Source organism: Longimicrobium sp. (genome assembly GCA_036387335.1).
Lineage (GTDB): Bacteria > Gemmatimonadota > Gemmatimonadetes > Longimicrobiales > Longimicrobiaceae > Longimicrobium.
The window spans coordinates 17,123-39,059 of the sequence record DASVTZ010000025.1 but is presented as its reverse complement, the minus strand read 5'-3'; the positions used below and the strand labels follow the sequence as shown (position 1 = coordinate 39,059).

At 69.5% G+C, this 21,937-nt stretch carries 25 protein-coding genes; 23 read left to right on the top strand and 2 right to left on the bottom strand.

The features are described 5' to 3' along the window. The 12 genes from VF647_02070 to VF647_02015 all read left to right on the top strand — a co-directional run bounded on the left by VF647_02070 (window position 1) and on the right by VF647_02015 (window position 9,967). Window positions 1-1,059, top strand: a complete 1,059-nt coding sequence (locus VF647_02070; protein HEX8450850.1) for a glycosyltransferase family 9 protein — start codon at window positions 1-3, stop codon at window positions 1,057-1,059. 138 nt (window positions 1,060-1,197) lie between these two features. Beyond that, the gene (locus VF647_02065; protein HEX8450849.1) at window positions 1,198-2,184 is read left to right on the top strand and encodes a lysophospholipid acyltransferase family protein; all 987 of its coding nucleotides are present in this window, start codon (window positions 1,198-1,200) and stop codon (window positions 2,182-2,184) included. After that, window positions 2,181-3,023 (top strand): glycosyltransferase family 2 protein, encoded by an 843-nt coding sequence (locus VF647_02060; GenBank protein ID HEX8450848.1) that lies wholly within the window; start codon window positions 2,181-2,183, stop codon window positions 3,021-3,023. The genes VF647_02065 and VF647_02060 overlap by 4 nt, the downstream gene beginning before the upstream one ends. 15 nt (window positions 3,024-3,038) lie before the next feature. Then, on the top strand, window positions 3,039-3,794 hold the full coding sequence (locus tag VF647_02055) for a DUF3108 domain-containing protein (GenBank protein HEX8450847.1): 756 nt from the start codon (window positions 3,039-3,041) through the stop codon (window positions 3,792-3,794). A gap of 19 nt (window positions 3,795-3,813) precedes the next feature. Then, complete coding sequence (locus VF647_02050) at window positions 3,814-4,809, top strand: hypothetical protein (protein HEX8450846.1); 996 nt, start codon at window positions 3,814-3,816, stop codon at window positions 4,807-4,809. A gap of 167 nt (window positions 4,810-4,976) precedes the next feature. After that, window positions 4,977-5,246 (top strand): hypothetical protein, encoded by a 270-nt coding sequence (locus VF647_02045; protein HEX8450845.1) that lies wholly within the window; start codon window positions 4,977-4,979, stop codon window positions 5,244-5,246. Between the two features lie 23 nt (window positions 5,247-5,269). Further along, complete coding sequence (locus VF647_02040) at window positions 5,270-5,653, top strand: hypothetical protein (protein ID HEX8450844.1); 384 nt, start codon at window positions 5,270-5,272, stop codon at window positions 5,651-5,653. Window positions 5,654-6,761: 1,108 nt separating this feature from the next. Beyond that, window positions 6,762-7,370: an HAD-IA family hydrolase gene (locus VF647_02035; protein HEX8450843.1), complete on the top strand. Its 609-nt coding sequence runs from the start codon at window positions 6,762-6,764 to the stop codon at window positions 7,368-7,370. A 129-nt stretch (window positions 7,371-7,499) separates the two neighbouring features. After that, window positions 7,500-7,808, top strand: a complete 309-nt coding sequence (locus VF647_02030; GenBank protein HEX8450842.1) for a hypothetical protein — start codon at window positions 7,500-7,502, stop codon at window positions 7,806-7,808. Window positions 7,809-8,058: 250 nt separating this feature from the next. Then, window positions 8,059-8,781 (top strand): hypothetical protein, encoded by a 723-nt coding sequence (locus VF647_02025; GenBank protein HEX8450841.1) that lies wholly within the window; start codon window positions 8,059-8,061, stop codon window positions 8,779-8,781. Window positions 8,782-8,999: 218 nt separating this feature from the next. Beyond that, window positions 9,000-9,320 carry a hypothetical protein gene (locus tag VF647_02020; protein ID HEX8450840.1) on the top strand — a complete coding sequence of 107 codons (321 nt, stop codon included), beginning with the start codon at window positions 9,000-9,002 and terminating at the stop codon, window positions 9,318-9,320. Between the two features lie 188 nt (window positions 9,321-9,508). Beyond that, the gene (locus VF647_02015) at window positions 9,509-9,967 is read left to right on the top strand and encodes a glycine-rich domain-containing protein-like (protein ID HEX8450839.1); all 459 of its coding nucleotides are present in this window, start codon (window positions 9,509-9,511) and stop codon (window positions 9,965-9,967) included. A 51-nt stretch (window positions 9,968-10,018) separates the two neighbouring features. Here the strand turns inward: VF647_02015 and VF647_02010 are convergent, their stop codons facing one another. Next, window positions 10,019-10,846 carry an alpha/beta fold hydrolase gene (locus VF647_02010; protein HEX8450838.1) on the bottom strand — a complete coding sequence of 276 codons (828 nt, stop codon included), beginning with the start codon at window positions 10,844-10,846 and terminating at the stop codon, window positions 10,019-10,021. After that, window positions 10,843-11,688, bottom strand: a complete 846-nt coding sequence (locus VF647_02005; GenBank protein HEX8450837.1) for an alpha/beta fold hydrolase — start codon at window positions 11,686-11,688, stop codon at window positions 10,843-10,845. Before VF647_02005 ends, VF647_02010 begins: the two co-directional genes overlap by 4 nt. A gap of 175 nt (window positions 11,689-11,863) precedes the next feature. Here VF647_02005 and VF647_02000 point away from each other — a divergent pair, with 175 nt between their 5' ends. From VF647_02000 to VF647_01950, 11 genes are all read left to right on the top strand, one after another. Beyond that, the gene (locus tag VF647_02000) at window positions 11,864-12,205 is read left to right on the top strand and encodes a hypothetical protein (protein HEX8450836.1); all 342 of its coding nucleotides are present in this window, start codon (window positions 11,864-11,866) and stop codon (window positions 12,203-12,205) included. A 113-nt stretch (window positions 12,206-12,318) separates the two neighbouring features. After that, window positions 12,319-13,686 carry a hemolysin family protein gene (locus VF647_01995; GenBank protein ID HEX8450835.1) on the top strand — a complete coding sequence of 456 codons (1,368 nt, stop codon included), beginning with the start codon at window positions 12,319-12,321 and terminating at the stop codon, window positions 13,684-13,686. A 545-nt stretch (window positions 13,687-14,231) separates the two neighbouring features. After that, window positions 14,232-14,540: a BrnT family toxin gene (locus VF647_01990; protein ID HEX8450834.1), complete on the top strand. Its 309-nt coding sequence runs from the start codon at window positions 14,232-14,234 to the stop codon at window positions 14,538-14,540. A gap of 308 nt (window positions 14,541-14,848) precedes the next feature. Continuing rightward, window positions 14,849-17,485, top strand: coding sequence for an alanine--tRNA ligase (alaS, locus tag VF647_01985; protein ID HEX8450833.1), 2,637 nt, complete (start codon window positions 14,849-14,851; stop codon window positions 17,483-17,485). After that, the gene (locus VF647_01980; protein ID HEX8450832.1) at window positions 17,482-17,790 is read left to right on the top strand and encodes a hypothetical protein; all 309 of its coding nucleotides are present in this window, start codon (window positions 17,482-17,484) and stop codon (window positions 17,788-17,790) included. The genes alaS and VF647_01980 overlap by 4 nt, the downstream gene beginning before the upstream one ends. 177 nt (window positions 17,791-17,967) lie before the next feature. After that, on the top strand, window positions 17,968-18,552 hold the full coding sequence (locus VF647_01975; GenBank protein HEX8450831.1) for a hypothetical protein: 585 nt from the start codon (window positions 17,968-17,970) through the stop codon (window positions 18,550-18,552). After that, the gene (locus VF647_01970) at window positions 18,549-19,073 is read left to right on the top strand and encodes a hypothetical protein (protein HEX8450830.1); all 525 of its coding nucleotides are present in this window, start codon (window positions 18,549-18,551) and stop codon (window positions 19,071-19,073) included. The genes VF647_01975 and VF647_01970 overlap by 4 nt, the downstream gene beginning before the upstream one ends. A 26-nt stretch (window positions 19,074-19,099) precedes the next feature. Continuing rightward, window positions 19,100-19,504, top strand: coding sequence for a hypothetical protein (locus VF647_01965; protein HEX8450829.1), 405 nt, complete (start codon window positions 19,100-19,102; stop codon window positions 19,502-19,504). Then, window positions 19,489-20,259 (top strand): SDR family oxidoreductase, encoded by a 771-nt coding sequence (locus tag VF647_01960; GenBank protein ID HEX8450828.1) that lies wholly within the window; start codon window positions 19,489-19,491, stop codon window positions 20,257-20,259. Before VF647_01965 ends, VF647_01960 begins: the two co-directional genes overlap by 16 nt. Further along, the gene (locus VF647_01955) at window positions 20,252-21,256 is read left to right on the top strand and encodes an asparaginase (protein ID HEX8450827.1); all 1,005 of its coding nucleotides are present in this window, start codon (window positions 20,252-20,254) and stop codon (window positions 21,254-21,256) included. The genes VF647_01960 and VF647_01955 overlap by 8 nt, the downstream gene beginning before the upstream one ends. Window positions 21,257-21,356: 100 nt before the next feature. Beyond that, a complete protein-coding gene (locus VF647_01950) occupies window positions 21,357-21,782 on the top strand; it encodes a hypothetical protein (protein ID HEX8450826.1) in 426 nt (141 codons plus the stop codon). The last annotated feature ends 155 nt before the right edge of the window (window positions 21,783-21,937 follow it).

Below are 21,937 nucleotides of genomic sequence, written 5' to 3'. Positions count from 1 at the left end.
ATGCGCATCTGTATCGTCCTCCTCACCGGTCTGGGCGACGTCATCCACGGGCTCCCACTGGCCAACGCGCTCCGGGATCAGGGCCACAGCATCACCTGGATCGTGGAGCCGATGCCCGCGCCCGTCCTCCATCCCCATCCGTCGATCGACGAGGTGGTGGTCTACCGGAAAAAGGATGGGGTGCGCGGCGTGGCGGAGCTTGCGCGGGCGCTATCGGCGCGCCGCTTTGACGTCACGCTGAACCTCAACGTGTACACGAAAAGCGTGTGGCCCACGCTCCTTTCGCGCGCCCCGTTGCGCATCGGCTTCGACCGCGCGCGCTCGTTCGAGGGCGTCTGGCTCGCCTCCAACCGCCACCTTCCGCCGACGCCGCGCGCGCACACCCAGGAGATGTTCCTCCAGTTCCTGGACGTGCTCGGCGTGGCGCGTCTGGAGCCGCTGGAGTGGCGCATCCCCTTCACGGACGAGGAAATCCGCGCGCAGGCCGAGTTCTTTGGCGCCCTCGACGGGCGCCCCGTCGCCGCGCTGGTCCCCGCATCGGCCAACCGCAAAAAGGACTGGCTACCGGAGCGCTACGCCGCCGTCGCGGACGCCCTCGAGCGCGACTTCGGCTTTCGCGCGATGCTGGTGGGGGGGCCCGGCGAGCGCGAGAACGCCCTCGCACGCGAGATCGCCGAGCGCGCCGCCGTCCCACCCGTGTGGGCGATGGGCGATGGCATCCGCCGCCTGATGTGGACGCTGGCCGGTTGCAGTCTTGTGATCGCGCCGGACACAGGGCCGGTGCACATCGCCCGCGCGTTCGGGGTGCCCGTCATCGGGCTGTACGGCCACACGAATCCCTGGCGCGTGGGCCCGTACCGCGCCTTTGAGGACCTGTGGATCGACCGCTACACGGAGCCCGGCGCCACGCCCGATCCATCGCACTGGGATCCACGCCACGGCCGCATGGAGCAGATCACCATCGAGGACGTATTGGAGCGCGTCCAGCGCGCCATCGGCCGCTACTCTGCCGGTGGCACGCCTCGGCCGCGCGTAGACGAACCCCCCGGCACGTGCTAAACTGCGCCTCCTCCCCAGTTCGTTCCCTTGCATCCACTTGCCTCACGCGGAGGCGCGGAGACGCGGGAGAGAAAAAATCCGCGCCTCTCCTCTGCGTCTCTGCGTCTCCGCGTGAGATGCTGTTAGGGATCTATAAGGATGACCGAGAAGCTTGAGCCCCGCCACACCGCCACGCACCGGGTGGAGTACGCCCTCGCACGGACGCTGGAAACCGCTGTCGCCACGCTGCCGGAGGGCGCGGCGGACGCGGTGGGGCGGCGCGTGGGGCGCATCGTGCACGGGATGGGGATCCGGCGGAAGGTGGTCGAGTCCAACCTGCGCCTCGCCTTCCCGCAGGCCGACGAGGCGGGGATCGAGCGCACCGTCCGCGCCAGCTACGAGCACCTGGGCCGCGAAGCCGCCGCCATCCTGCGCCTCTCCAAGCTGGACCCGCAAGCGGTCATCGAGCGAACGGACGTGACCGAGGACTGGCCCAAGCTGCAGGCAGCACTGGGCGAAGGACGCGGCGTGCTCCTGGTGACGGGCCACTACGGCAACTGGGAAATCGCCGCCGCGGCGGTAGCGGCGCGAGGAGTCCCCATCGCGGCGATCGTTCGGCGCCAGGGGAACCGGCTGGTGGACGAGCGGCTGGACGCCCTGCGCCGCAAGCTGGGCGTGGAGACGATCTACCAGAGTGAGGCGCCGTCGCGCGTGCCCCGCGTGCTGCGCAAGGGCGGCATCGTGGGGATCGTGGGCGACCAGGACGCGCGGCGATCGGGCGTTTTCGTCCCCTTCTTCGGCCGCCCGGCGAGCACGCACCGCGGCCCCGCGCTCTTTGCGCTCAAGCTGCGCGCGCCCGTCTTCGCGTGCGTGGCGCGGCGGCTCCCCGGCGGCGCGGTGCGCTACGTCGTGGCCGGCCAGCAGATCGTCACGGAGCGCACCGGCGAGCTGGAGACGGACGTCCGCACGCTGACGGCGGCGCTGGCGGCGCGGCTGGAGGCAGAGGTCAGGGAGGCGCCGGAGCAGTACTTCTGGTTCCACCGGCGCTGGAAGAGCAAGCCGCCGCCGGAACCCGCCCCTGCCGAGCAGGGTACCCACACGACACAAAGCGCCGAGCGCGCGGCACCGGACGAGGACGAGGCGTGATCTACATCTGCATTCCCGCGCTGGACGAAGCGCCCACCGTGGGCGTGCTCCTGTGGAAGGTCCGCCAGGTGATGGCGGAGTTCGGGCGCGACTTCCACCTGATCGTGGTGGACGACGGGTCGACCGACCACACGCAGGAAGTGCTGGAGCCGTATGCCCGCGTCCTGCCGCTGACCGTGCTCCGCAATGAGCGCACGATGGGCTACCCGGCGGCGGTCGAGCGCCTCCTTCGCGAGGCCGTGGCCCGCTCCACGCACCCCAAACGCGACGTGGCCGTGTTGCTCCAGGGCGACTTCACCGAATCGCCGGACGACGTCCCCGCGCTGGTTCGCAAGGTGGAGGGCGGGGCGGACGTGGTGGGGACGGTGGTCGCCGCGACGGATCGCGAGCTGCCGCGCGCCGAGCGCTGGGCGCGCCGCGGGCTGCCGTGGCTCCTCTCGGGACGCGCCCTGCCGCGCGAGATCCGCGACCCGCTCTCCGGCTTCCGCGCGTACCGCGTCGCCGTGCTCAAGCGGGCGCTGGCCGCAAGCGAGGGGAAGCCACTCCTTTCGCGCCCGGGGCTCGCCGCCAACGTGGAGCTGCTCGCGGCCGTCGCGCCGCACGTGCGCCGGGCGGACGCCGCGGAGGTGTCGCTGCGCTACGCGCGCCGCGAGCGCGAGACCCGCTTCCGCACGTGGGGCACGGTGAAGGAGGTGTGGAACCTGGCGCGCCGCACACCCCGCCGCGGTCCTGCGCCGGTGGAGGCCGAACCAGCCAGGGCGGCGCCCACGGAGGGTGCGCGCCCGTCGCGCAGGGGCCCGCGCGGAACCAACGAATCCGGAGCTGCGAAGCCGGAATAAAACGACGATAGAGGGATGCACTTCTTTTCGATAGGCGGGATGGGCAGGGCGGCGCTGGCCGTGCTCGGCGTGGCGATCCTCGCCGCGGCGGGGCGCGCGTCCGACCCGCAGCGGCTGTACGGCCCCGGCGAGCGGGCGGAGTACCGGGTGCGGCTGGCCGGCGTCGGCGTGGGCCGCGGGTCGCTGGAGATGCTGACGGTGCAGAACGTCAACGGCCGCCCCGCGTACCACGCGCGGATGACGGTGCAGGGCGGCGTGCCCGGCGCGCGCGTGAACGACCTGTACGAGACCTGGATCGACACGGCGGGGGGCTACTCGCGCCGCTTCCACCAGAAGCTGCAGGAGGTCCGCTACCGGCGCGACCGCACCTACGACTTCAACCCGGAGCGCCGCACCTGGCGCCGCGACAACGGCGACACGGGCACGCTCCCCACCAGCCGGCCGCTGGACGACCTGTCGTTCCTGTACCACGTGCGTACGCTGCCGCTGGAAGTGGGGAAGACGTACACGCTGCGCGACTACTTCAAGGAAGACGGCAACCCCGTCGTCCTGCGCGTGGTGCGCCGAGAGACGGTGGAGGTCCCCGCCGGCCGCTTCCGCACCATCGTGGTTCGCCCCAGCATCCGGACCAGCGGCCTCTTCAGCGAGGGCGGACAGGCGGAGGTGCACTTCACCGACGACGCGCGCCGCGTGGTGGTCCTCATCCGCAGCCGGGTGCCGGTGGTGGGCTCGCTTACGATGCACCTGGAACGCTACCAGCCCGCGCGCTGACCCGCACCCTGCCCTCCACGTGACCGACGACTCCACTCCATTCAGGTCCGCCCCAGGCCCCGCGCCCGAGGCGGACCTTTCGCTGGTGCGCACCGTCCCGGTGGCCGGGCGCCCCAACAAGGTGCTCGCGGAGCAGTTCGCCGCTCCCGTCCCCGCCGAGCCGGCGCAGCGCACCTTCTCCGCCTTCCTCACCTCGCTCCCCCACATCCTCCAGGCCGAGTCGTTCCTCGCCGTCGCCGACGCCATCGCGGACGCCGTTCGTCGCGAGCGCGCGGTGGTGTGGATGCTGGGTGGCCACGTGGTGAAGACGGGCCTCGCGCCGCTCCTCATCGACCTGATGCGGCGCGGCGCCGTGTCGCACCTGGCCTCAAACGGCTCCGCGGGGATCCACGACTACGAGATGGCGCGCTGGGGCGGCACCAGCGAGGACGTGGAGGCGGGGCTGGCGGACGGCTCGTTCGGGATGGCGGAGGAGACGGGGCGCGACATGAACGCGGCCCTGACTCGCGGGATGGGCGCGGGGTGGGGGATGGGCGAGGCGCTGGCCCGCGACCTGGACGAGCGCAAGGATCTGGCGTACCCGGATCTCTCGCTCCTCCTCCAGTCGCACCGCCTGGGCATCCCCTACACGCTGCACCCCGCCCTCGGCGCCGAGATCATCCACCAGCACCCCGCCGCGGACGGCGCCGCCATCGGCGCCACCGGCCACCATGACTTCCGCCGCCTCGCCGGCGCCCTCCCGCGCCTGGATGAAGGAGGCGTGGTGATCAACGTGGGCTCCGCCGTGGTGATGCCGGAGGTCTTCCTCAAGGCGCTGACCGTCGCGCGCAACCTCCACGCGGGAAAGCCGGGCCGGTTCACCGCCTGCAATCTGGACATGCAGGCGCACTACCGCACGCGCGTCAACGTCGTGGAGCGCCCCACGCGCCACAGCGGCGGCCGCGGCTTCCACATCACCGGCCACCACGAGATCATGGTGCCGCTGCTGGCGTGGGCGGTGGTGGAACGGTTGTAGCGGTTCCGCGTAGCAACGCCGTATGAGCCCGATACCACGAACCGGTATCCCGTAGCGGAATGGACACTTGCGCACGTAGCCGAATGCCGTCTACTTACTGGGCGGTTCGGCGGCTTGCCTTAGCCGCTGCGCACGAATGCAGTGCATCTACACCATAGGTTTACGGCATGAGCCGAATCATCGAACTGCCCGAACCCGTGTACGAGGCGTTGCGCGATGCCGCCGAAGCCAGCGGCGTTAGCCCGGCAGCGTGGATCGCCGCACAGGTGGGCGCGCCCACCGAGCCCGGGTCCGGGCCAACGGCTCGAACACTCGCTGAGTTGTTCGCCGGCCGCGTGGGCCAGATCGCGAGTGGAGGGCGGGAACCGCTGTCTGAAGGCGCGGGCGAGGCCTTCGTGGAGCACCTGGAGGCGAAGCGGCGCGCAGGTCACCTGTGACTCTCTGCGACGCCGGGCCGCTGGTGGCGCTCATCGACCGCGATGATGCCCACCATTCTCGGTGTGTGGCCCTGCTCGGGAAGTTGCCTCCTGGCCCGTTGCTCACCACCTGGCCCTGCTTCACTGAAGCCATGTACCTGCTGGGCCGTGCCGGCGGCTTCCCTGCGCAGGATGTGCTCTGGGGCTATGTGAGTGACAATCTGGTCATGCTGCATCCACCCGACGAAGCGGAGCAGGACCGCATCCGGGTGCTGATGCGGCAGTACCACGATACGCCGATGGATCTGGCCGATGCTTCTCTGGTTTCGGCCGCCGAACGGTTGAGCCTGCGCCGCATTTTCACCGTCGACCGGCACTTCCGTGCGTATCGGATCAACGGAATGCACGCATTCGATATTCTACCATAGCCGCATCATCCCTGGCGCTCCCGGAGTTCTCGCTCTTCATCCAGCCGCACCACCGGGGCACCCCCTACATGCTGCACCGGTGCTCCGAGCGGAGGTCATCCACCAGCACCCGCCGACGGAGCCGATCCGGTTCTGTCTCGCATCCGGAGTTACCCGGATGGTGGCCCCGGTACCCCATCCGCGATGGCGTCGACCGACGAACTATACCGCGAGATGTACCCTGCTGATGGCTTAGTCAGGCGCACTCAACCCGCTGGACAGAGAATGCTCGGGACTTTGATGAGGTCGCCGATCCGGGCCACGCTCGCGGCGGTCATATTGACGGCGGGAACTGCCTGGGCCGCGGCTTTCGATTTCAATCCTCCACCGAACGGGAGAACGGAGGAGCTGGCGGACTCCGCCGCGTTTTCTCTGGTGGTGGCGCGCTTTCTCCAGCAGCACACCGGGCCGGTTCGCATCGATCCTGCCCCACCCGTTCATCTCGGTGCGGCCGCAGCGACAAGGCGAACAGGTTTAGGATCAACGGATGAACAGCTGCTACGGAAGCGCCGCGCGCACCTCGCATCTCTCGGGGTGCCGGAGGACTCGCTCGAGCGCGCGCTCGGCTGCGTCCTGAGTGGGTTGGAAACGCCTGCCGAGCGCGAGCGCGTGCGCGAGGGGTGTCCAGAATGGGCGCCGTACTCCGGATTGGCGGTTGAGCTGCCGACCCGAACTGAATCCAACCTCAAACCGACGGGACTCGTCGGGATAATGGGGCCGTGGCGGGTCCGGGCAGTTGAATATGCAGTCCATCCTACTCAGCGCCGCAGTTGGGCGGTGTACGACTATTACCTCTCGCCTTGTGAGCGCTCCTGGAGGGTGGTTGGCCGGTCGACGGTTGTCCACGCGAACTGAACGACAGACCGTCGCGATGTACATCCCTGGGCTGCGAATCCTCCAGGTTAGTGACCACGCCTGAGCAACCGGAGGCCTGTCTCGCGCGCATATCGACCCAAGTATCCTGGGCCGGCTCAGACAGCATGCGTTCATCGTCACCAGAGTTCTGGACGCACGCGTGGGAGTACTCGCCTTCTTATCAACGAGCACTCGCGTCGATGAGGGGGGAGCCTTGCCGATCAAGGCACTGATGGTAGATGTCGACGGCGTTCTAGTCGACGGGCGGCCGGAAGACGGGCGTCACTGGCAGGCGTCGCTCGAAGAGGATCTTGGACTCACCTCTGAGATGCTGAATGAGGTGTTCTTTGCCCCTTCCTGGGCGAACATCGTCCTCGGTCGGGCCGGCTTGATGGAGCATCTGACGACCGCACTTCTGAGGATCGCTCCGCATGTAAGTCCGGCTGAGTTCGTGTCGTACTGGTTCGAAAAGGATTCGCGTTTGGCCGCAGCATTGTTGCCTGAGATCTCGCTGGTTCGCTCCGCGGGAATCCGGGTGTATCTGGCGACCAATCAAGAACACCTGAGAGCCGCCTATCTGATGGAGAAGCTCGGTTTGGCGGAGCATGTGGACGGCATCTTCTACTCCGCGCGCCTCGGAGCAAAGAAACCGGACATGGAGTTCTTTGCAAAGGTCCAGGCGGCCGTGGGGCTGCATGGAGATGAAATGCTGCTCATCGACGACGACAGCCGAAATGTCGAGGCCGCGTTGAGGGCGGGATGGCAGGCGCTTCATTGGACGAGAGAGAGCTCACCCGGCATCATGCGCAGCTTGTGTGTATGATGTGTCCGTGGAAGGACTCGCGACGACGCTGGCCAGGTAGCGGATATGCAGACGCAGACGTTCGGTTGTGAACATTGCTGGCCCGCGGAAGCACGCGCGGCGTGGGAGGCTCGCGCGGGCCTCAGGCGTGTGAGAACGCTGATCGGCGAATCCCATTTCATCGTCTCGCTCCTCACCTGCCCTCGCTGTGCGCAGCGGTACGTCTCCATCTTCACCGAGACGATTGACTGGACTGATGGCGAGGACCCGCAGTACTGGACGCTCCTGCCGATCACGGCGGCCGAGGCCGATGGCTTGATTCAGCGGGCGGCTTCTCTGGATGAGACCACCCTTAACGCGCTGGGGCCTGAGAGGCGTTCCCTCCGGCGCGACAGCCCCAAGGACAAGCCGCCGCGTGTGTTCTGGGAGTCCGGCATCCTCGTCGGCCCGCACGACTGATGCTCAGCCGGCGCCGTCACGGTCCGTGGGTTCCGTGCTCGACACGCTGACCTACGCCTGCTGGACTGCGCCGCCGGATTCCTCCAAATTGGGACATGCGGCTCCTCACCCTTCTGCGGCCGAAGCCTTCCGGGGCGCGGCATGCGGCTTAACCGTGATGTTGGGTGACCTTTCACTCTCCAGTTACCGGCCAGTGAGATATCGAATTTTCCTGGGGCTCGGGCCTGTTGTCTTACTGGCGGCGTGTGCCATGAAGGGCACGACGCTACAGCCCCTCCAGAATCGCATGGGCGCACTGGAGGGGGCGCGGCTCTGCGGGGTCGTGACCGCGATCGAGATCGAGGATGCGCGGGACAGCGTCTCCGATCGTGCGATCCGGATTCCTACCTTCTCGACAGGCCGACAGCGCGATACCATCAGACCCGCGCTGTCGGAGGATCTGCGGCAGATAATCCGCGCGGAACTGACCCGCAGGATCAACGGTGGAAGCACTGAGTACCGGGTACGGGTTCGCGTGCTCGACGGCATCCAGGCGTACCGGGCACGCAGGCTCTCCGAAGAGGAGACAGCGCGGTGGGAGACGGAGGTCAGCCTCCAGGGTCCCCGGCGGACGGTGAGCGCCACGGGAGGCCTCGAGTACTTCGTCAGCTCGCGTGACGCCTCCCGCAGCTTCTCGGACACCCTCTCAAATCGAGTGCTGCAGCTCAGCGTCGCCGAGGCGTTTCGCACTGCATCGGCTTTGATCATCCGGCAGGGGGGAGGTGGTTGCGCGGAGGTGCGTTCGACCGACGCCCGGCAGTCGCTCAATGATGTGCCAATCGTCCCCGCAGCTCCACGCGGAGAGCGGCGCGAGAACTCCCGACGCGCTGTAACTCGCGGCCGCAGTAGCAGAGGGCTGTACGGTCTTCGTGACCAACCCGCCATCTTCCTTCTCTCCCGGGCTGCGGATCCTTCAGGCTGGGACCACACGTGAGCAGCTGGTGGAGCGGTCCCGCCGGGTACGGGCCCATCAGGAAGATCTCCGCCTCGGTTCGCTCTCTCACCACCTCAGCTTCCACATGAGGCACACAGCTCTCAGTGACGTTGGCAGAAATTGCCCTAATACGGCTGTCCGGATACATTAGACGGGTGACGCAACCGCCCTCACTATAAGGCAGCCTTCCCATGAGTACACCGACAGACACTGCTACAATGCGCCGCCTTGTCCAGATCAGGGCGAAGCAGCTCAAGGACGAGGGAACAGGGTACCTCGCTGCTCGGAATCAGATCGCGGAAGAAATTTACGACGCTGAACGGGGGAAGAATTCTCCAATTTCTACCATCCAGAATGCCGAGGGCTTCGGTGCAATGAGTGGTGGCATCGACCTCAGCAAGCTGCCCTGGAAGGAAATCCTCGCTGCCGTATCCGGGGTTGTCGGCTGGATAGTCACCAGAGCAAAGAACCGGGGTGCGGCGATTAAGGGCATTGCGGACACGATCGCGCCCTGGGTTTCTGAGGTTTATGAGACGTAAGGTTGCCCCCTTCGCTACTTAACGGAAGTGCTGCAGGCATCAGTTGGCCGGGCATTCTTCCGCCGCAGAAATGGACAGCGGGAGCGGGCTCTGCGCGCGTTGTGCGCATTTCGGTCCTGTGCAACTGTGCCTGAGGGCGTTCGCCAGGTCGCTTCACTCACTCGATTTACTTTTGGAGGTATTCCCCGATGAGCACGGGCGCCATCAACCATACTCGCCCCGTCACTATCTCCGTGGATCTAGTTGTCGCATCCCGCAGAGTGGAGGATGGGTTTTTTTCAGGCTGCAGCCCGCGTGAGATTGTAGAGTCTGCCGACCGGTATAAGAAGTTCCTGACGCTCATCCAGAGGTATCCGGAAGCTATCATCGCGCCGACGCGGGATATCGACGAGATGTGGCATCTGCACATGCTTCATCCGGTTGCTTACTATCACGACTGCATGTCGAGCTTCGGGGAGATTATCGATCACGATGGCGGTTTCGGTAGTGAGCCCGAGGAAGCGCCAGTACTCGCTGCCACGTTCCGCTACACATCCGAACTGTGGCAGCAGGAATATGGTGAATCTTATGCCAGCAACGACGAAGGGTCAGTCAAATGCACCCGTAACTGCGTCAGCCGCTGCAAGCGGGCGTGCAAGACGAACTAATGCGACTGGTCGGTGGAGAGGTCCGAGGAAGTCTGCCTCCGCAGGCACCCCTCACCTCCCCCGCAGCGCCGTGTTCGGCAGCGGGCCGGGGTCGGCGTGGCCGGTGTCGCGGAGGAAGTCGAGGATGGCAGTGTTGAATTGCTCGGCGGCGTCGAAGATGACGGCGTGGGCGGCGCGGGGGATCACGTCGCAACGCGCGCCGGGGAGCGCCGCTGCCACGGATTCGGCGAACCATACCGGGACCACCGGGTCGCGCTCGCCCACCACCACGCGCGCGGGGACCCTGACGCGCGCGGCGGTGCCGAAGAGGTCGTGGTGCTTCGCCTTCCACCAGGTCAGGAACCACCGCACCAGGCCCGCGCGCAGGTACGCCTCCGCGATCCAGGGGACGAGCGACAGAGGCTCGCGGAACATGTCGCGCGCGAAGCCGATGATCTCGCGGATGCGGCGCTTCTCGCTGCGGTCGCCGGTGGGGGCGGCGAGGAGGAGGGCGACGGCGCGGCCGGGATGGTCGGCGGCGAGGTCCACGACGGTCTGGCAGGAGAGCGAGTGGCCCACGTACGCGGCCGGCGGCAGCCCCATCGCGTCCGCCCAGTCCGCGAGGGCCGCCGCCTGCTCGTCGATGTCCAGGCCGCGCCAGGGGCCGTCGGTGCGGCCGAAGCCGGGGAGGTCGGGGGCGAGGACGCGCAGGCCGGCGGCGGCGAGCGGCGGGCCGTTGCGCACCCAGTAGTCCGCCGAGCAGCCGAGGCCGTGCACGAGGACCAGAGCGGGCCCGCTCCCCGCCTCACGGTAGCGCACGGCGATCCCGTTCACCTCCACCCGCCGCGTCACGATCCACTCCGCGGCGGCGCGGCCCAGCGCCTCGCCGGGACGCGTCACTCCCCCACCTGCTCGCCCGCGAGGAAGCCGAGCACCAGCCGGTTGAAGGCTTCCGGCTGGTCCACCATGGGGTTGTGGAAGGCGTGCGGGATCACCGCCAGCCGCGCGCCGGGGATGGTGGCGCGGAAGACGTGCGCGTTCTCCAGCGGGATGACGGCGTCGCCCGCGCCCCAGATCACCAGCGTCGGCTGGGTGAGCACGGGGAGCAGCGGGCGCACGTCGTCGCGCAGGATGTTGCGGAGCCCCTGCGCCACCGCGAACGGACCGGCGGAGAGCGCGTCGCCCCAGATGACGGGGAGGAAGGCCGGGTCGCCCCACTGCTTGGGCGGGGCGAGCTCGTAGACGAAGCGCACCACCGAGCTGATGGTGACAGGCCGCGGGAGCCCGGCGGCATCGGCCAGCACCAGCCGGCGGATGCGCTCCGGGTGGCGCGCGGCCACGTGCACGGCCAGGTGTCCGCCCATCGAGTGCCCCACCAGGTGCACGGGACCCGTCCGCGCGACGTCCATCCACTTCGCGAAGACGGAGGCCACGTCCGGCATGGCGGGCAGCGGCCCGGGGCAGCGGCTGCGCCCGAAGCCGATCAGGTCCGGCACCACCACGCGGTAGCGCGCCGACAGCGCCGGGATGTTGCGCTGCCACCAGCGCGACGATCCGCTCAGGCCGTGGATCAGCACCAGCGTCTCGGCGGTCGCATCGCCGGCTTCCACCCAGTGCACGCGGTAGGGGCCGACGTCCGCGGACGACGCGCGCAGGCCGAGCGTGTGCCACCACGCACGCGCCACCGGCCACCTCCACCGCTCCCGAACCGGGCCCCGCTCGATCCCCCCGCGCGCCATCATCCCCCTCCGCCGGACGTTCCTTCCACGAGGCCGCAACCTCCTTACGCGCCGGGGGTAGCAAAGGACGGACCCCGGAGTTTCCAAAACGCCGAAAAAGTGCTATATTACCATACATTTGCAACGCACCACTCTCCCCTCCGCGCGAGGGGTTCTTTTTTCGCGACTTGGAGGCCTTTTGAGCAGAAACCGCGATCGTGATCGGAAGCCGCAGCGTTCCTCCGCGCCCTCGGCGCTGGAAGAGGCTCGGAACGAGCTGTTCAGCCACATCCACCGCTGCGGCGTGCTTCGCGCCGAAGCTGAGCAGCAGGAGGAGTGGATGAAGGATACGGTGGACTTCATGGGCGAGCGCTATCCGGCGCTGACCCGCGAAGAGCTGGACGAGCTGGCTGGGATCGGGCTGCGCTTCTGCCGCCCGGTGATCGCCAACTCGCCCGTCGAGGTTGAAGCGGAAGCCGAAGCCGTCAGCTTCGAGGCGGAAGCCGAAGCCGAGACAGAGACCGAGACCGCCGCGGCCTGACGCGGCGGCCGCACGGAGGGCCGGGATAGCGCCGAGAGGGTTCGGCGCGCCGGCCGCTCCGCGCGATTCGGGGAGCCCGGGTGGGCCGGGCTCCCTTCCTACGTACACCTCGCATGGATCCTGAACCTGGCGGTCTAAGCATCCTCGCAGTGCTGGGCCTCGTGCTGGTCAACGCCTTCCTGGTGGCCGCCGAGTTCGCCCTCCTCTCCGTTCGCCGCACCCGAATCGAGCAGCACGTCCGCCAGGGCGACACCCGCGCGGCCCGCGTCCTTCCGGCGCTCGGCCAGCTGGAGGAGCTGCTCTTCGCCGGCCAGGTCGGCCGCAGCCTCGTATCCATCCTCCTGGGCACCTACGCCCTCGCGGCCTCGCGCGCGCACCTCGTGCCGCTGCTGGGTCCCGTCCGCGCGCTCCCCGTCTTCGGCTCGACGGCCGCGGTCGCGGACGTCATCGCCATCGCGGTCGTTGTCGTTCTGCACGCTACGCTGGGGCAGCAGGTTCCCAAGCTGGTGGCCGTGCACCGCGCGGAGCCGGTGGCGGCGGTGCTGGGCTATCCCGTGCTGCGCGCTCTGTGGGTGGTGTTCTGGCCCGTGCTCAAGCCGCTGGAGTGGTGCGTGCGGCTGGCGCTGCGGCCGTTCGGGCTGGGCGGCGCCGGCTTCGCGCACCTCACCGAGCCGGACGAGGAGCTGCGCATGCTGGTGGCCGCCGGCGCCGACCCCACCGAGATCGAGGAGGACGAGCGCGAGATGATCCGCGGCGTCTTCGGCTTCTCGGACACGGTGGCGCGCGAGGTGATGACGCCGCGCACCGCCATGGCCGCCATCCCGGTGGGCGCTTCCTTCGAGGAGATGCTGGACGTCTTCTTCGAGGAGGGCCACTCGCGCCTCCCCGTCTTCGAGGGGACGATCGACACCATCGTGGGCGTGATCCTCATCAAGGACCTCTTCCCCCTGCTGCGCGATGCCGAGCGGCGCGCCGGGTTCGACATGCGCGCCGTGATGCGTCCCCCGTACTTCGTCCCCGAGACCAAGCCGGTGAGCGACATCCTGGCCGAGCTGCGCCAGCAGAGCGTGCACCTGGCCATCGTGCTGGACGAGTTCGGCGGCACGTACGGCCTGGTGACGATGGAGGACATCCTGGAGGAGATCGTCGGCGAGATCAACGACGAGTTCGACGTGGCCGAGCCCGAGTTCGAGCCCACTCCCGAGGGCGACACCCTGATCGACGGCGCCGTCTCGCTCTCCGAGGTGAACGACCGCTTCCTCCTGCACCTCCCGGTGGACGACTTCGATACGCTGGGCGGCTACGTCTTCGGCACCCTGGGCCGCGTCCCGGTGGCGGGCGACGTCGTGGCCGTGCCCGGCGCGGAGGGCGAGTGGGAGCTGCGCGTGGAAGAGGTGGAGGAGCGCCGAGTGAAGTGCGTGCGGTTGTACCACCCGGTGCCGGTGAGGGAGCCGGTGGCGGTGGATGGGGCCGGTGGGTGAAACGGATGGTGATGGGCCGGTAGCGGTGCCAGGGGCCGGCGGTTGAAACCGCTGCAACAACCGCGGGAAGCCTGCCTTCGCAGGCTCGGGGCCGGGGGTGGGCGTGTGACGGCGGGTGTCGGCGGGTGTCGCGAGCGCCGGGGGCTGAAGCCCCCGGCTGGAACTACGCGAAGCCCACTGAAGTGGGCTCGAGAAACGCGGCATCGGACCCCCTCCTCTGTCATCCTGAGCGACGCGCCGCTCAGTCCTTGCCTTGTCTCGGATCTCCGGCGCGAAGCGAAGGATCTAGTGCGCGTTGCGCGAGGCCCGAGTGACGTGCGAACCCCGGCCCGGCTTCCGGCCAAATCCTTCGGCGGCTCGCAACGCGGCGAGAACTCATCGAGTTCTCGCCGTTTCTTCTGTGCCTCGTGACGGCCGACGTGTGTTGCGGGTGGCGGTGTTGTGGTGCGGGGTTGAACCAGCGGACGGTATCCATATACGATGGTGTTCAGCGCGGCTTCAAATGGACCGCGACACCTTCGCCACTGTATGAAGGGACGAGTTCGTTGACGACGCCACCTCCGGGGTTTGACTGGGACCCATTCACGAATAGCCGCTGCGAGCGCGAGTACGGCTTCTCGTTTTTCGATCTCGTTGAGCTGTTCGAAGACAAGCGTTACCCCTATCTCGATCTCGGAGAGCGGGAGCATAACGGCGAGATGCGCCGTGTCGTTATCGGACGACTGCCTTGGGGCTTGATCGTTGCGGTCGTATTTACCGTGCGCGAAGGTGTGAGGCGCCTGATCTGGGTGCGACCCGCCCGGCGAGGAGAGCGCCGCGCGTTCAACGAGTTCAATGGAGTGGACAATGGCTGAGCGTACATCCGGAAAGCACCCTCGTCGGACGTGGACTGAGGCCGAGATCGAGGTGATTGCGGCCGCGGATACGGAGTTCCCACCGATTTCCGAGGAGGATCTCGCCCGTGCCCTGGCCGTTGCTCGGCGGGTGCCGGTCCGCGGTTCAGGCCCGTTCCGCATTGATCCGCCCGTAGCCGATGCGAGCGAGCCGGAGCGTCCGTGATCCGAGTCGATCGCGGGGATCTCTCGGCGCGCCTTGAACCGCGCCCCTGCGGTGCGTTAAGTTGCGCGTTCGCTTCGATCGATCCCTATCCCGGTCTTCATACATGCGCTCCGACGAGATCCGCACCCGGTTCCTCGACTACTTCGCCCGGCAGGGGCACACCGTCCGGCCGTCGGCGTCGCTGGTGCCGGGGGACGATCCCACGCTGCTGTTCACCAACGCGGGGATGGTGCCGTTCAAAAAGGTGTTCCTTGGGGCGGAGAATCCCGGGTACTCGCGGGCGACCACCTCGCAGAAGTGCGTGCGCGCGGGCGGCAAGCACAACGACCTGGAGCAGGTGGGCGTCACCGCGCGGCACCACACCTTCTTCGAGATGCTGGGCAACTTCTCGTTCGGTGACTACTTCAAGCGCGACGCCATCCGCTTCGCGTGGGAGCTGCTGACCGAGGAATACGGCATCCCCAGGGAGCGGCTGTGGGTGACGGTGCACTACACCGACGACGAGGCCGAACGGCTGTGGCTGGAGATCGCCGGGGTGAAGCCGGAGCGCATCTTTCGGCTGGGCGACAAGGACAACTTCTGGCAGATGGCCGACACCGGCCCCTGCGGCCCGTGCAGCGAGATCCACTTCGACCTGCGGCCCGAGGGGGAGCGCGGGACGGAGGTGTCGCGGGAGCAGTTCGAGGAGCTGGGCGAGGAGGGGCAGTTCCTGGAGATCTGGAACCTCGTCTTCATGCAGTACGACCGCGACGCGGACGGCAACCTCAACCCGCTCCCTGCGCCCTCCATCGACACGGGAATGGGGCTGGAGCGCCTCGCGTCGGTGCTGCAGGGGGTGAAGGCGAACTACCTGACCGACCTCTTCACCGACATCATCGACCGCGCGGTGGCGACGGTGGGGGTGCCGTACGAGTACGACACTCCGCAGGGCGTGTCGTACCGCGTGCTGGCCGATCACGGGCGCGCCACGGCCTTCCTGCTGGCGGACGGCGTCTTTCCGTCCAACGAGGGGCGCGGCTACGTGCTGCGCCGAATCCTGCGCCGCGCCGTCCGCCACGCCTACCTCCTCGGGCGTCGCGAGCCGACGCTGGTGCACGTGGTGGAGGCGGTGATCGACCGGATGGGCGGCGTGTATTCCGAGCTGAACGCGCGGCGCGAGTACATCCTGCGCAACACGCGGGCTGAGGAGGAGCGCTTCCTGGCCACCGTCGACGCGGGGATGAAGCGCTTCGACGAACTCGCCCCCGCCGGCGGGAGCGGCACTGTGAGCGGCGCGGACACCTTTCGGCTGTACGACACCTTTGGCTTCCCGCCCGACCTAACCGAGCTGATGGCCGCCGAGCGCGGCTACTCGGTGGACATGGAGGCGTTCGAGAACGAGCTGGAGGCGCAGCGCCGCCGCTCCCGCGAGGACCGCGCGGCTTCCGGGATCGGCGTGGGCGCGGACGCGCTGGCGGACGGATGGGAGGCGGTGGGCGATGCGGCCGGCGCGGAGCAGGACTACGCCGCCTACCGCGCCGTCTCGCTGGACACGGACATCCTCGCCTTCCGGCGGATGGAGGACGGGCGCGTCGCGCTGCAGCTCCGCGAGAACCCGTTCTACGCGGAGAGCGGCGGCCAGGTCTCCGATGCCGGGCACGTGCGCGGCGACGGGTGGTCGATGAAGGTGGAGGAGGTGCGCAAGGTGAGCGGCCGCGTCGCCGTCGTCGGCCCGGTGGAGGGCGACTTCGCGCCGGGGCTGGTGCGCGCGGAGGTGGAAGAGCCCCCGCGCCGCGACACCGAGCGCAACCACACGGCCACGCACCTCCTGCACGCCGCCCTGCGCGCCGTGCTGGGCGAGCACGTGCACCAGATGGGCTCGCTGGTGGCGCCGGAGCGGCTGCGCTTCGATTTCTCGCACAGCGGGCCGATGACGCCGGCCGAGGTCACCGACGTGGAGGGGCGCGTCAACCGCGCGATCTGGGCGAACACGCCGGTGGAGCCGCGCGAGATGGGGTACCAGGACGCGATCGGCCTCGGCGCAATGGCGCTCTTCTCCGAGAAGTACGGCGACGTGGTGCGCGTGGTGGACATCCCCGGCGTGTCGATGGAGCTGTGCGGCGGAACGCACGTGCGCACCACGGGTCAGATCGGGCTCTTTCGCATCGTGTCCGAGAGCGGGGTGGCAGCCGGGGTGCGGCGCATCGAGGCCGTCACCGGCCCGCAGGCGTTCGAGCGCGTACGCCGCGACGAGGCCACGCTGCGCGAGGTGGCCGCGCTCCTGAAGACCCGCGAGGAGAATCTCGTCCCGCGCATCCAGCAGGTGCTCGGGGAGCAGCGCGAGCTCCAGCGCGCGCTGGAGAAGGCGCGCACCCAGGGCGGCGCGGACGTCATCGGCCGCCTGCTGGATTCCGCGCACCAGGTGGATGGCGCGCGCGTGATCGCCTCCACCGTCGACGTCGCGGATGCGGACGAGCTGCGCGCGCTCGGCGACGGGCTTCGCGAGCGGCTGGGGAGCGGGGTGGCCGTGCTCGCCGCGGCGCTCGGCGACCGCACCACGATCTTTGCCGTGTCCACCGACGACATGGTGACCCGCGGCGTGCGCGCGGACCGGGTCGTGCGCGAGGTGGCGGCGCTCGCTGGTGGAAAGGGTGGCGGCAAGCCGCACATGGCGCAGGCCGGCGTCACGCAACCGGAGCGCGTGCCGGAGGCGCTGGAGCGCGTCCCCGAGATCGTCCGCCCGATGCTGGCCGGGGCGTGAGCGCCGCAGCGGACTGGCTGCGCGCCCGCCTCCCCGACGCGCCGCCGTCGCTGCTGGAGCGGATGGTCGCCGCGCTTCCGCCCGAGGGTGAGGTGCCGGATGCGCTCGCGGCGGGGGCGATGTCGCTGTACGAGCAGGTCCTGCGCGGCACGGGCGGGCGGGAGGATGCGCTCCCGCTCCTGGCCGCCGACGCGCTCCTCACCCACGCCCTCGAAGCCCGCGCGGAGATGGATGCGGACGCGGTGCGGGAATTCGCGGAGGTGTGGGGCGGGGCGGGGAGGATCGGGGCGCTGGCGGAGGGATGAACACCGGGGCCGAACACCGGGGGATCGGCATCGGGGGCTGAAGCCCCCGGCTGGAACCACGCGAAGCCCACTGAAGTGGGCTGGAGGAGCGCGGAAATTGGGCCTGGAGTCCGCGCAGGCGGACTTTGTGCTGTTGTAGCCGCGAGTTTACTCGCCTGGTACCTCGGGAGGGAGTGGATGGCGATGAACCGGTGGATCGTGTGCGGGTGCCTCGCGCTCGCGGCGTGCGGAGGCGGGGCGAAGGAGGAGCCGAAGCCGGGGGCCGGCGAGTCGCCCATCATCAGCGTCGCGCCGCCCGCGAGCGCGAGCAAGTTTTCGCGCGCGGACACGGCGTGGTCGGTCACACCGCGCGGGATCGGGTCGGTGAAGGTGGGGTCGAATGCGCGCGACGCACTGGGGCTCAACGTGACGCTCGCGGACGCGCCGGGCGCCACGCAGGCGTGCGCGTACGTGAGGTCCGGCCGGCTCCCCGCCGGGGTGGGGGTGCTGGCCACGAAGGGGGAGGTGGCGCGCATCGACGTCGACTCCGGACGGGTGGCGACGCTGGAGGGCGCGCGCATCGGCGACCCCGAGGAGCGCATCCGGCAGATCTACGCGGGCCGCGTGAGACAGGAGCCGCGCAAGTACACCGACGGGCACTACCTCGTGGTCACCCCCGCGGACAGCGGGTACCGCATCATCTTCGAGACGGATGGCAAGGCCGTGACCAGCTATCGTGCCGGGCGCATGCCCGAAGTGGCGTGGGTGGAGAAGTGCGGGTGAGGGCGCGCGCGCTAGCCGCCGCGGCGCTGGTTCTGGCCGGGTGCGGCAAGGAGGGCGGCGACTTCAACGGGCGCGTGGGCGGCACCATCGAAGGGCCCCTCGCCGGGACATCGTGGTACTGCGAAAGCCCCGGCGGCGTCCAGTTGACGATGGAGGACGAGCGGCGCAAATCGGCGATCTCCTTCACCGGGGCGCCCGGCTCGCTCACGCCCGGCGCCTGGCTGCTCGGGATGCAGCCGCAGCCGGGCGGCTTCAAGGTGGACGCGGCCCTGGACGCCTACCCGGACCCCGATGCCGAACGCCTCGCGATCCACGTGCGCGGCGGCAAGCTCACCATCGACGCCGTGCGCGACGGCGTCGTGTCCGGCCGCTACGAGGCGGAAACGGTCACCACGGACGTGAAGCCCACGACGCATCCGGACGGACGCGTGGGGCGGGTGCCGAACGCGGCTGGGACGCTGGTCGGCTTCTTCAAGGCCGTGCGGCGCGAGTGCCCGTCGTCCGGCGCTGCAAAGCAGTAGCGTTCCGGCACCCGAACCGACTTCCAATGCCCGACATCCTGAAGCTGCTGGCCGAGGCCCGCGCCGCCGAGAAGGCGCAGGCGCTCTTCTACCGCGCCCTCGCAGCGGAGGCGGGGGAGCGCGGCGCCGCGGCGCTCGCCGAACGTTTCAACGACCTGCACGCGGACGAGCAGCACCACCTCTCGCGGCTCTCGGTGCGGCTGATGGAGATGGGCGCGCCGCTCGTGGAGCTGGGCGAGATGAAGGGCGAGCTCGTCGGGATGGACGGATGGGAGCCCGCCGCGCGCTTGCGCGAGGAGGCCGAGGTGCATCGCTACGAGGCGCTCCTGGCCGAACCGCTCGATCCCAAGACCGACGCGCTGCTCCGCGAGATCCTGGACACGGAGCGGCACCACGCCGAAGAGCTGGGGGGAAAATGGACGCCGGCCTGAGCATCGACCTGCGCGGGCGGCGCGCGCTCGTCACCGGCGGCTCGCGCGGCGTGGGGAGGGCGACGGCGCTTCTCCTGGCCCGCGCCGGCGCCGACGTGGGGATCGGATACCTTAGCCGTACCGCCGAAGCCGAAGCCGTCGTCGCCGAGCTGCGGGCGCTCGGTGTGCGCGCCTTCGCCGCGTCGGCGGACGTGGGGACGGCGGAGGGGGCGCGCGTCCTCTTCGACCGCTGCCAGGAGGAGCTGGGCGGGGTCGACATCTTCGTGGGCAATGCGGGGGTGTGGCCGCCGGACGACGTGCCGATCGCGGAGATGGCGGAGGAACAGTGGGCGCACACGATGCGAGCCAACCTCGACTCCATCTTCCACTGCGTGCGTCTCGCCGCCACGCGCATCGGCGACGGCGGGCGCATCGTGCTGGTGGCCTCCACCGCGGGCCAGCGCGGCGAGGCGGGCCACGCGGACTACGCGGCCAGCAAGGGCGCCGTCATCTCCCTCACCAAGTCGGTGGCGGTGGAGCTCGGCCCGCGGGGCGTCACCGTGAACTGTGTGGCGCCGGGGTGGATCGACACCGAGATGGTCGCCGGGCCGATGGCCGGAGAGGGGCGCGCGCGCATCGAAGCCGCCATCCCCCTGCGCCGCATCGCCTCCGCCGACGACATCGCGGGGCCGATCCTCTTCCTCTGCTCGCCGCTGGCCCGGCACCTGACGGGCGAGATCCTGAACGTGAACGGCGGGAGCGTGCTCTGTGGCTGACGCGCTCCCGAGGGTGGTGCTGATCGCCACGGGCGGCACCATCTCCATGAAGATCGACGCGGAGAGCGGCGGCGCCGTCCCGCGGCTCACGGGCGCGGAGATCCTGGAGGCCGTCCCCGGCGTGGACCAGGTGGCGCGGCTGGAGGTGCGCGAGTTCGGGCGCTACCCCGGTCCGCACATGACCATCGAGCGGATGTGGGAGCTGCGGCGCGCCATCCTCGCCGCCATCGCGGAGGGCGGGGTGGACGGCGTGGTGGTGATGCACGGCACCGACACCATCGAGGAAACGGCGTACCTCCTCGACCGCTCCATGCCGGCCGGGGTGCCGGTGGTCATCACCGGCGCAATGAGGAACTCCAGCGAGCTCTCGTGGGACGGCCCCGCCAACCTGATGAGCGCGGTGGAGGTGGCCGCCAGCCCCGAGGCGCGCGGTCGCGGCACCATGGTGGTGATGGACGAGGAGATCGTGCAGGGAGCGGAGGTGGTGAAGACGCACACCGAGGCGGCGGGCACCTTTCGCTCGCCCAACTGGGGTCCGCTGGGGATCACGGACAAGGGGCGCGTCCTCTTCTACCGCGAGAGCCGCCGCAAGCCGCCGCTGGAGCCGGAGTCGCCCGTCACCCTGGTGGACCTGGTGAAGGTGGTGGCCGGGATGGACTCGCGGCTAGTGGAGGCGTCGCTGGACAGCGGCGCGCACGGCATCGTGCTGGAGGCGATGGGGCGGGGGAACGTGCCGCCCGCGGTGGTCCCCGGCGTGCGCCGCTGGGTGGAGGCGGGGCGGCCGGTGGTGGTGGCGTCGCGCTCGGCAAGGGGGCGGGTGCTGGACACGTACGCGTATCCGGGCGGCGGCCACGAGCTGCGGGAGATGGGGGCCATCTTCGCGGACCACATGACGGGGCAGCAGTCGCGCATCGAGCTGATGCTGGCGCTGGGCACGTACGGCGGCGACCTGGCCCGCGTGCGCGAGGTGGTGGAGGCGGGCCGCTACGCCCCCTGAGGTCCTTGCGCCCCGCGCGGGCGCGGGTGAGTATTGCGAACATCGCCCCTCCGGCCTGGCGCCATGCCCGGCCTTCCGCACCCCATCCCGGAGATCCGGTATGCGCCTCCCTCTCCGCGCGGCCACTTTCGCCCTGCTGCTGGCTTCGAGCGCGTGCATCTCGGCGTCGCAGTCCGGCGGCGGCGCCCTGGCCGCCCGCGATGCCACCAAGATCACCACTGACGAGATCCGCTCCTCGCGCCGCGCCAACGCGCTGGAGCTGGTGCAGGCGCTACGGCCCGAGTGGCTTCGCAAGCGCAGCAACACCTCGACGCTGCGCCGCGCGCGCGTCTCGTACTCGGGCCCGGACGACGTGCTCGCCTACCTCGACGGCCAGCGCCTGGGCACCGTCGAGTCGCTCCGCTCGATCCCCGTGGATGACGTCGAGATGATCCGCCACTACACCGCCTCCGGTGCCCAGCAGCGCTTCGGCGACGGGCACCCGAACGGCGCCATCGAGATCATCACGCGGCGTGGGGGCGGCTGAGGGCGGGTGTCCCAGGCACATCGCCGGGGGATGAATCCCCCGGCTGGAACCACGCGAAGGCGGCTGAAGCCGGCTCGACAACCGCGAGCATCAGTCCCCGTTTGTCATCCTGAGCGACGCGCCGCTCCGTCCTATCCTCGGCTCCATACTCGGGC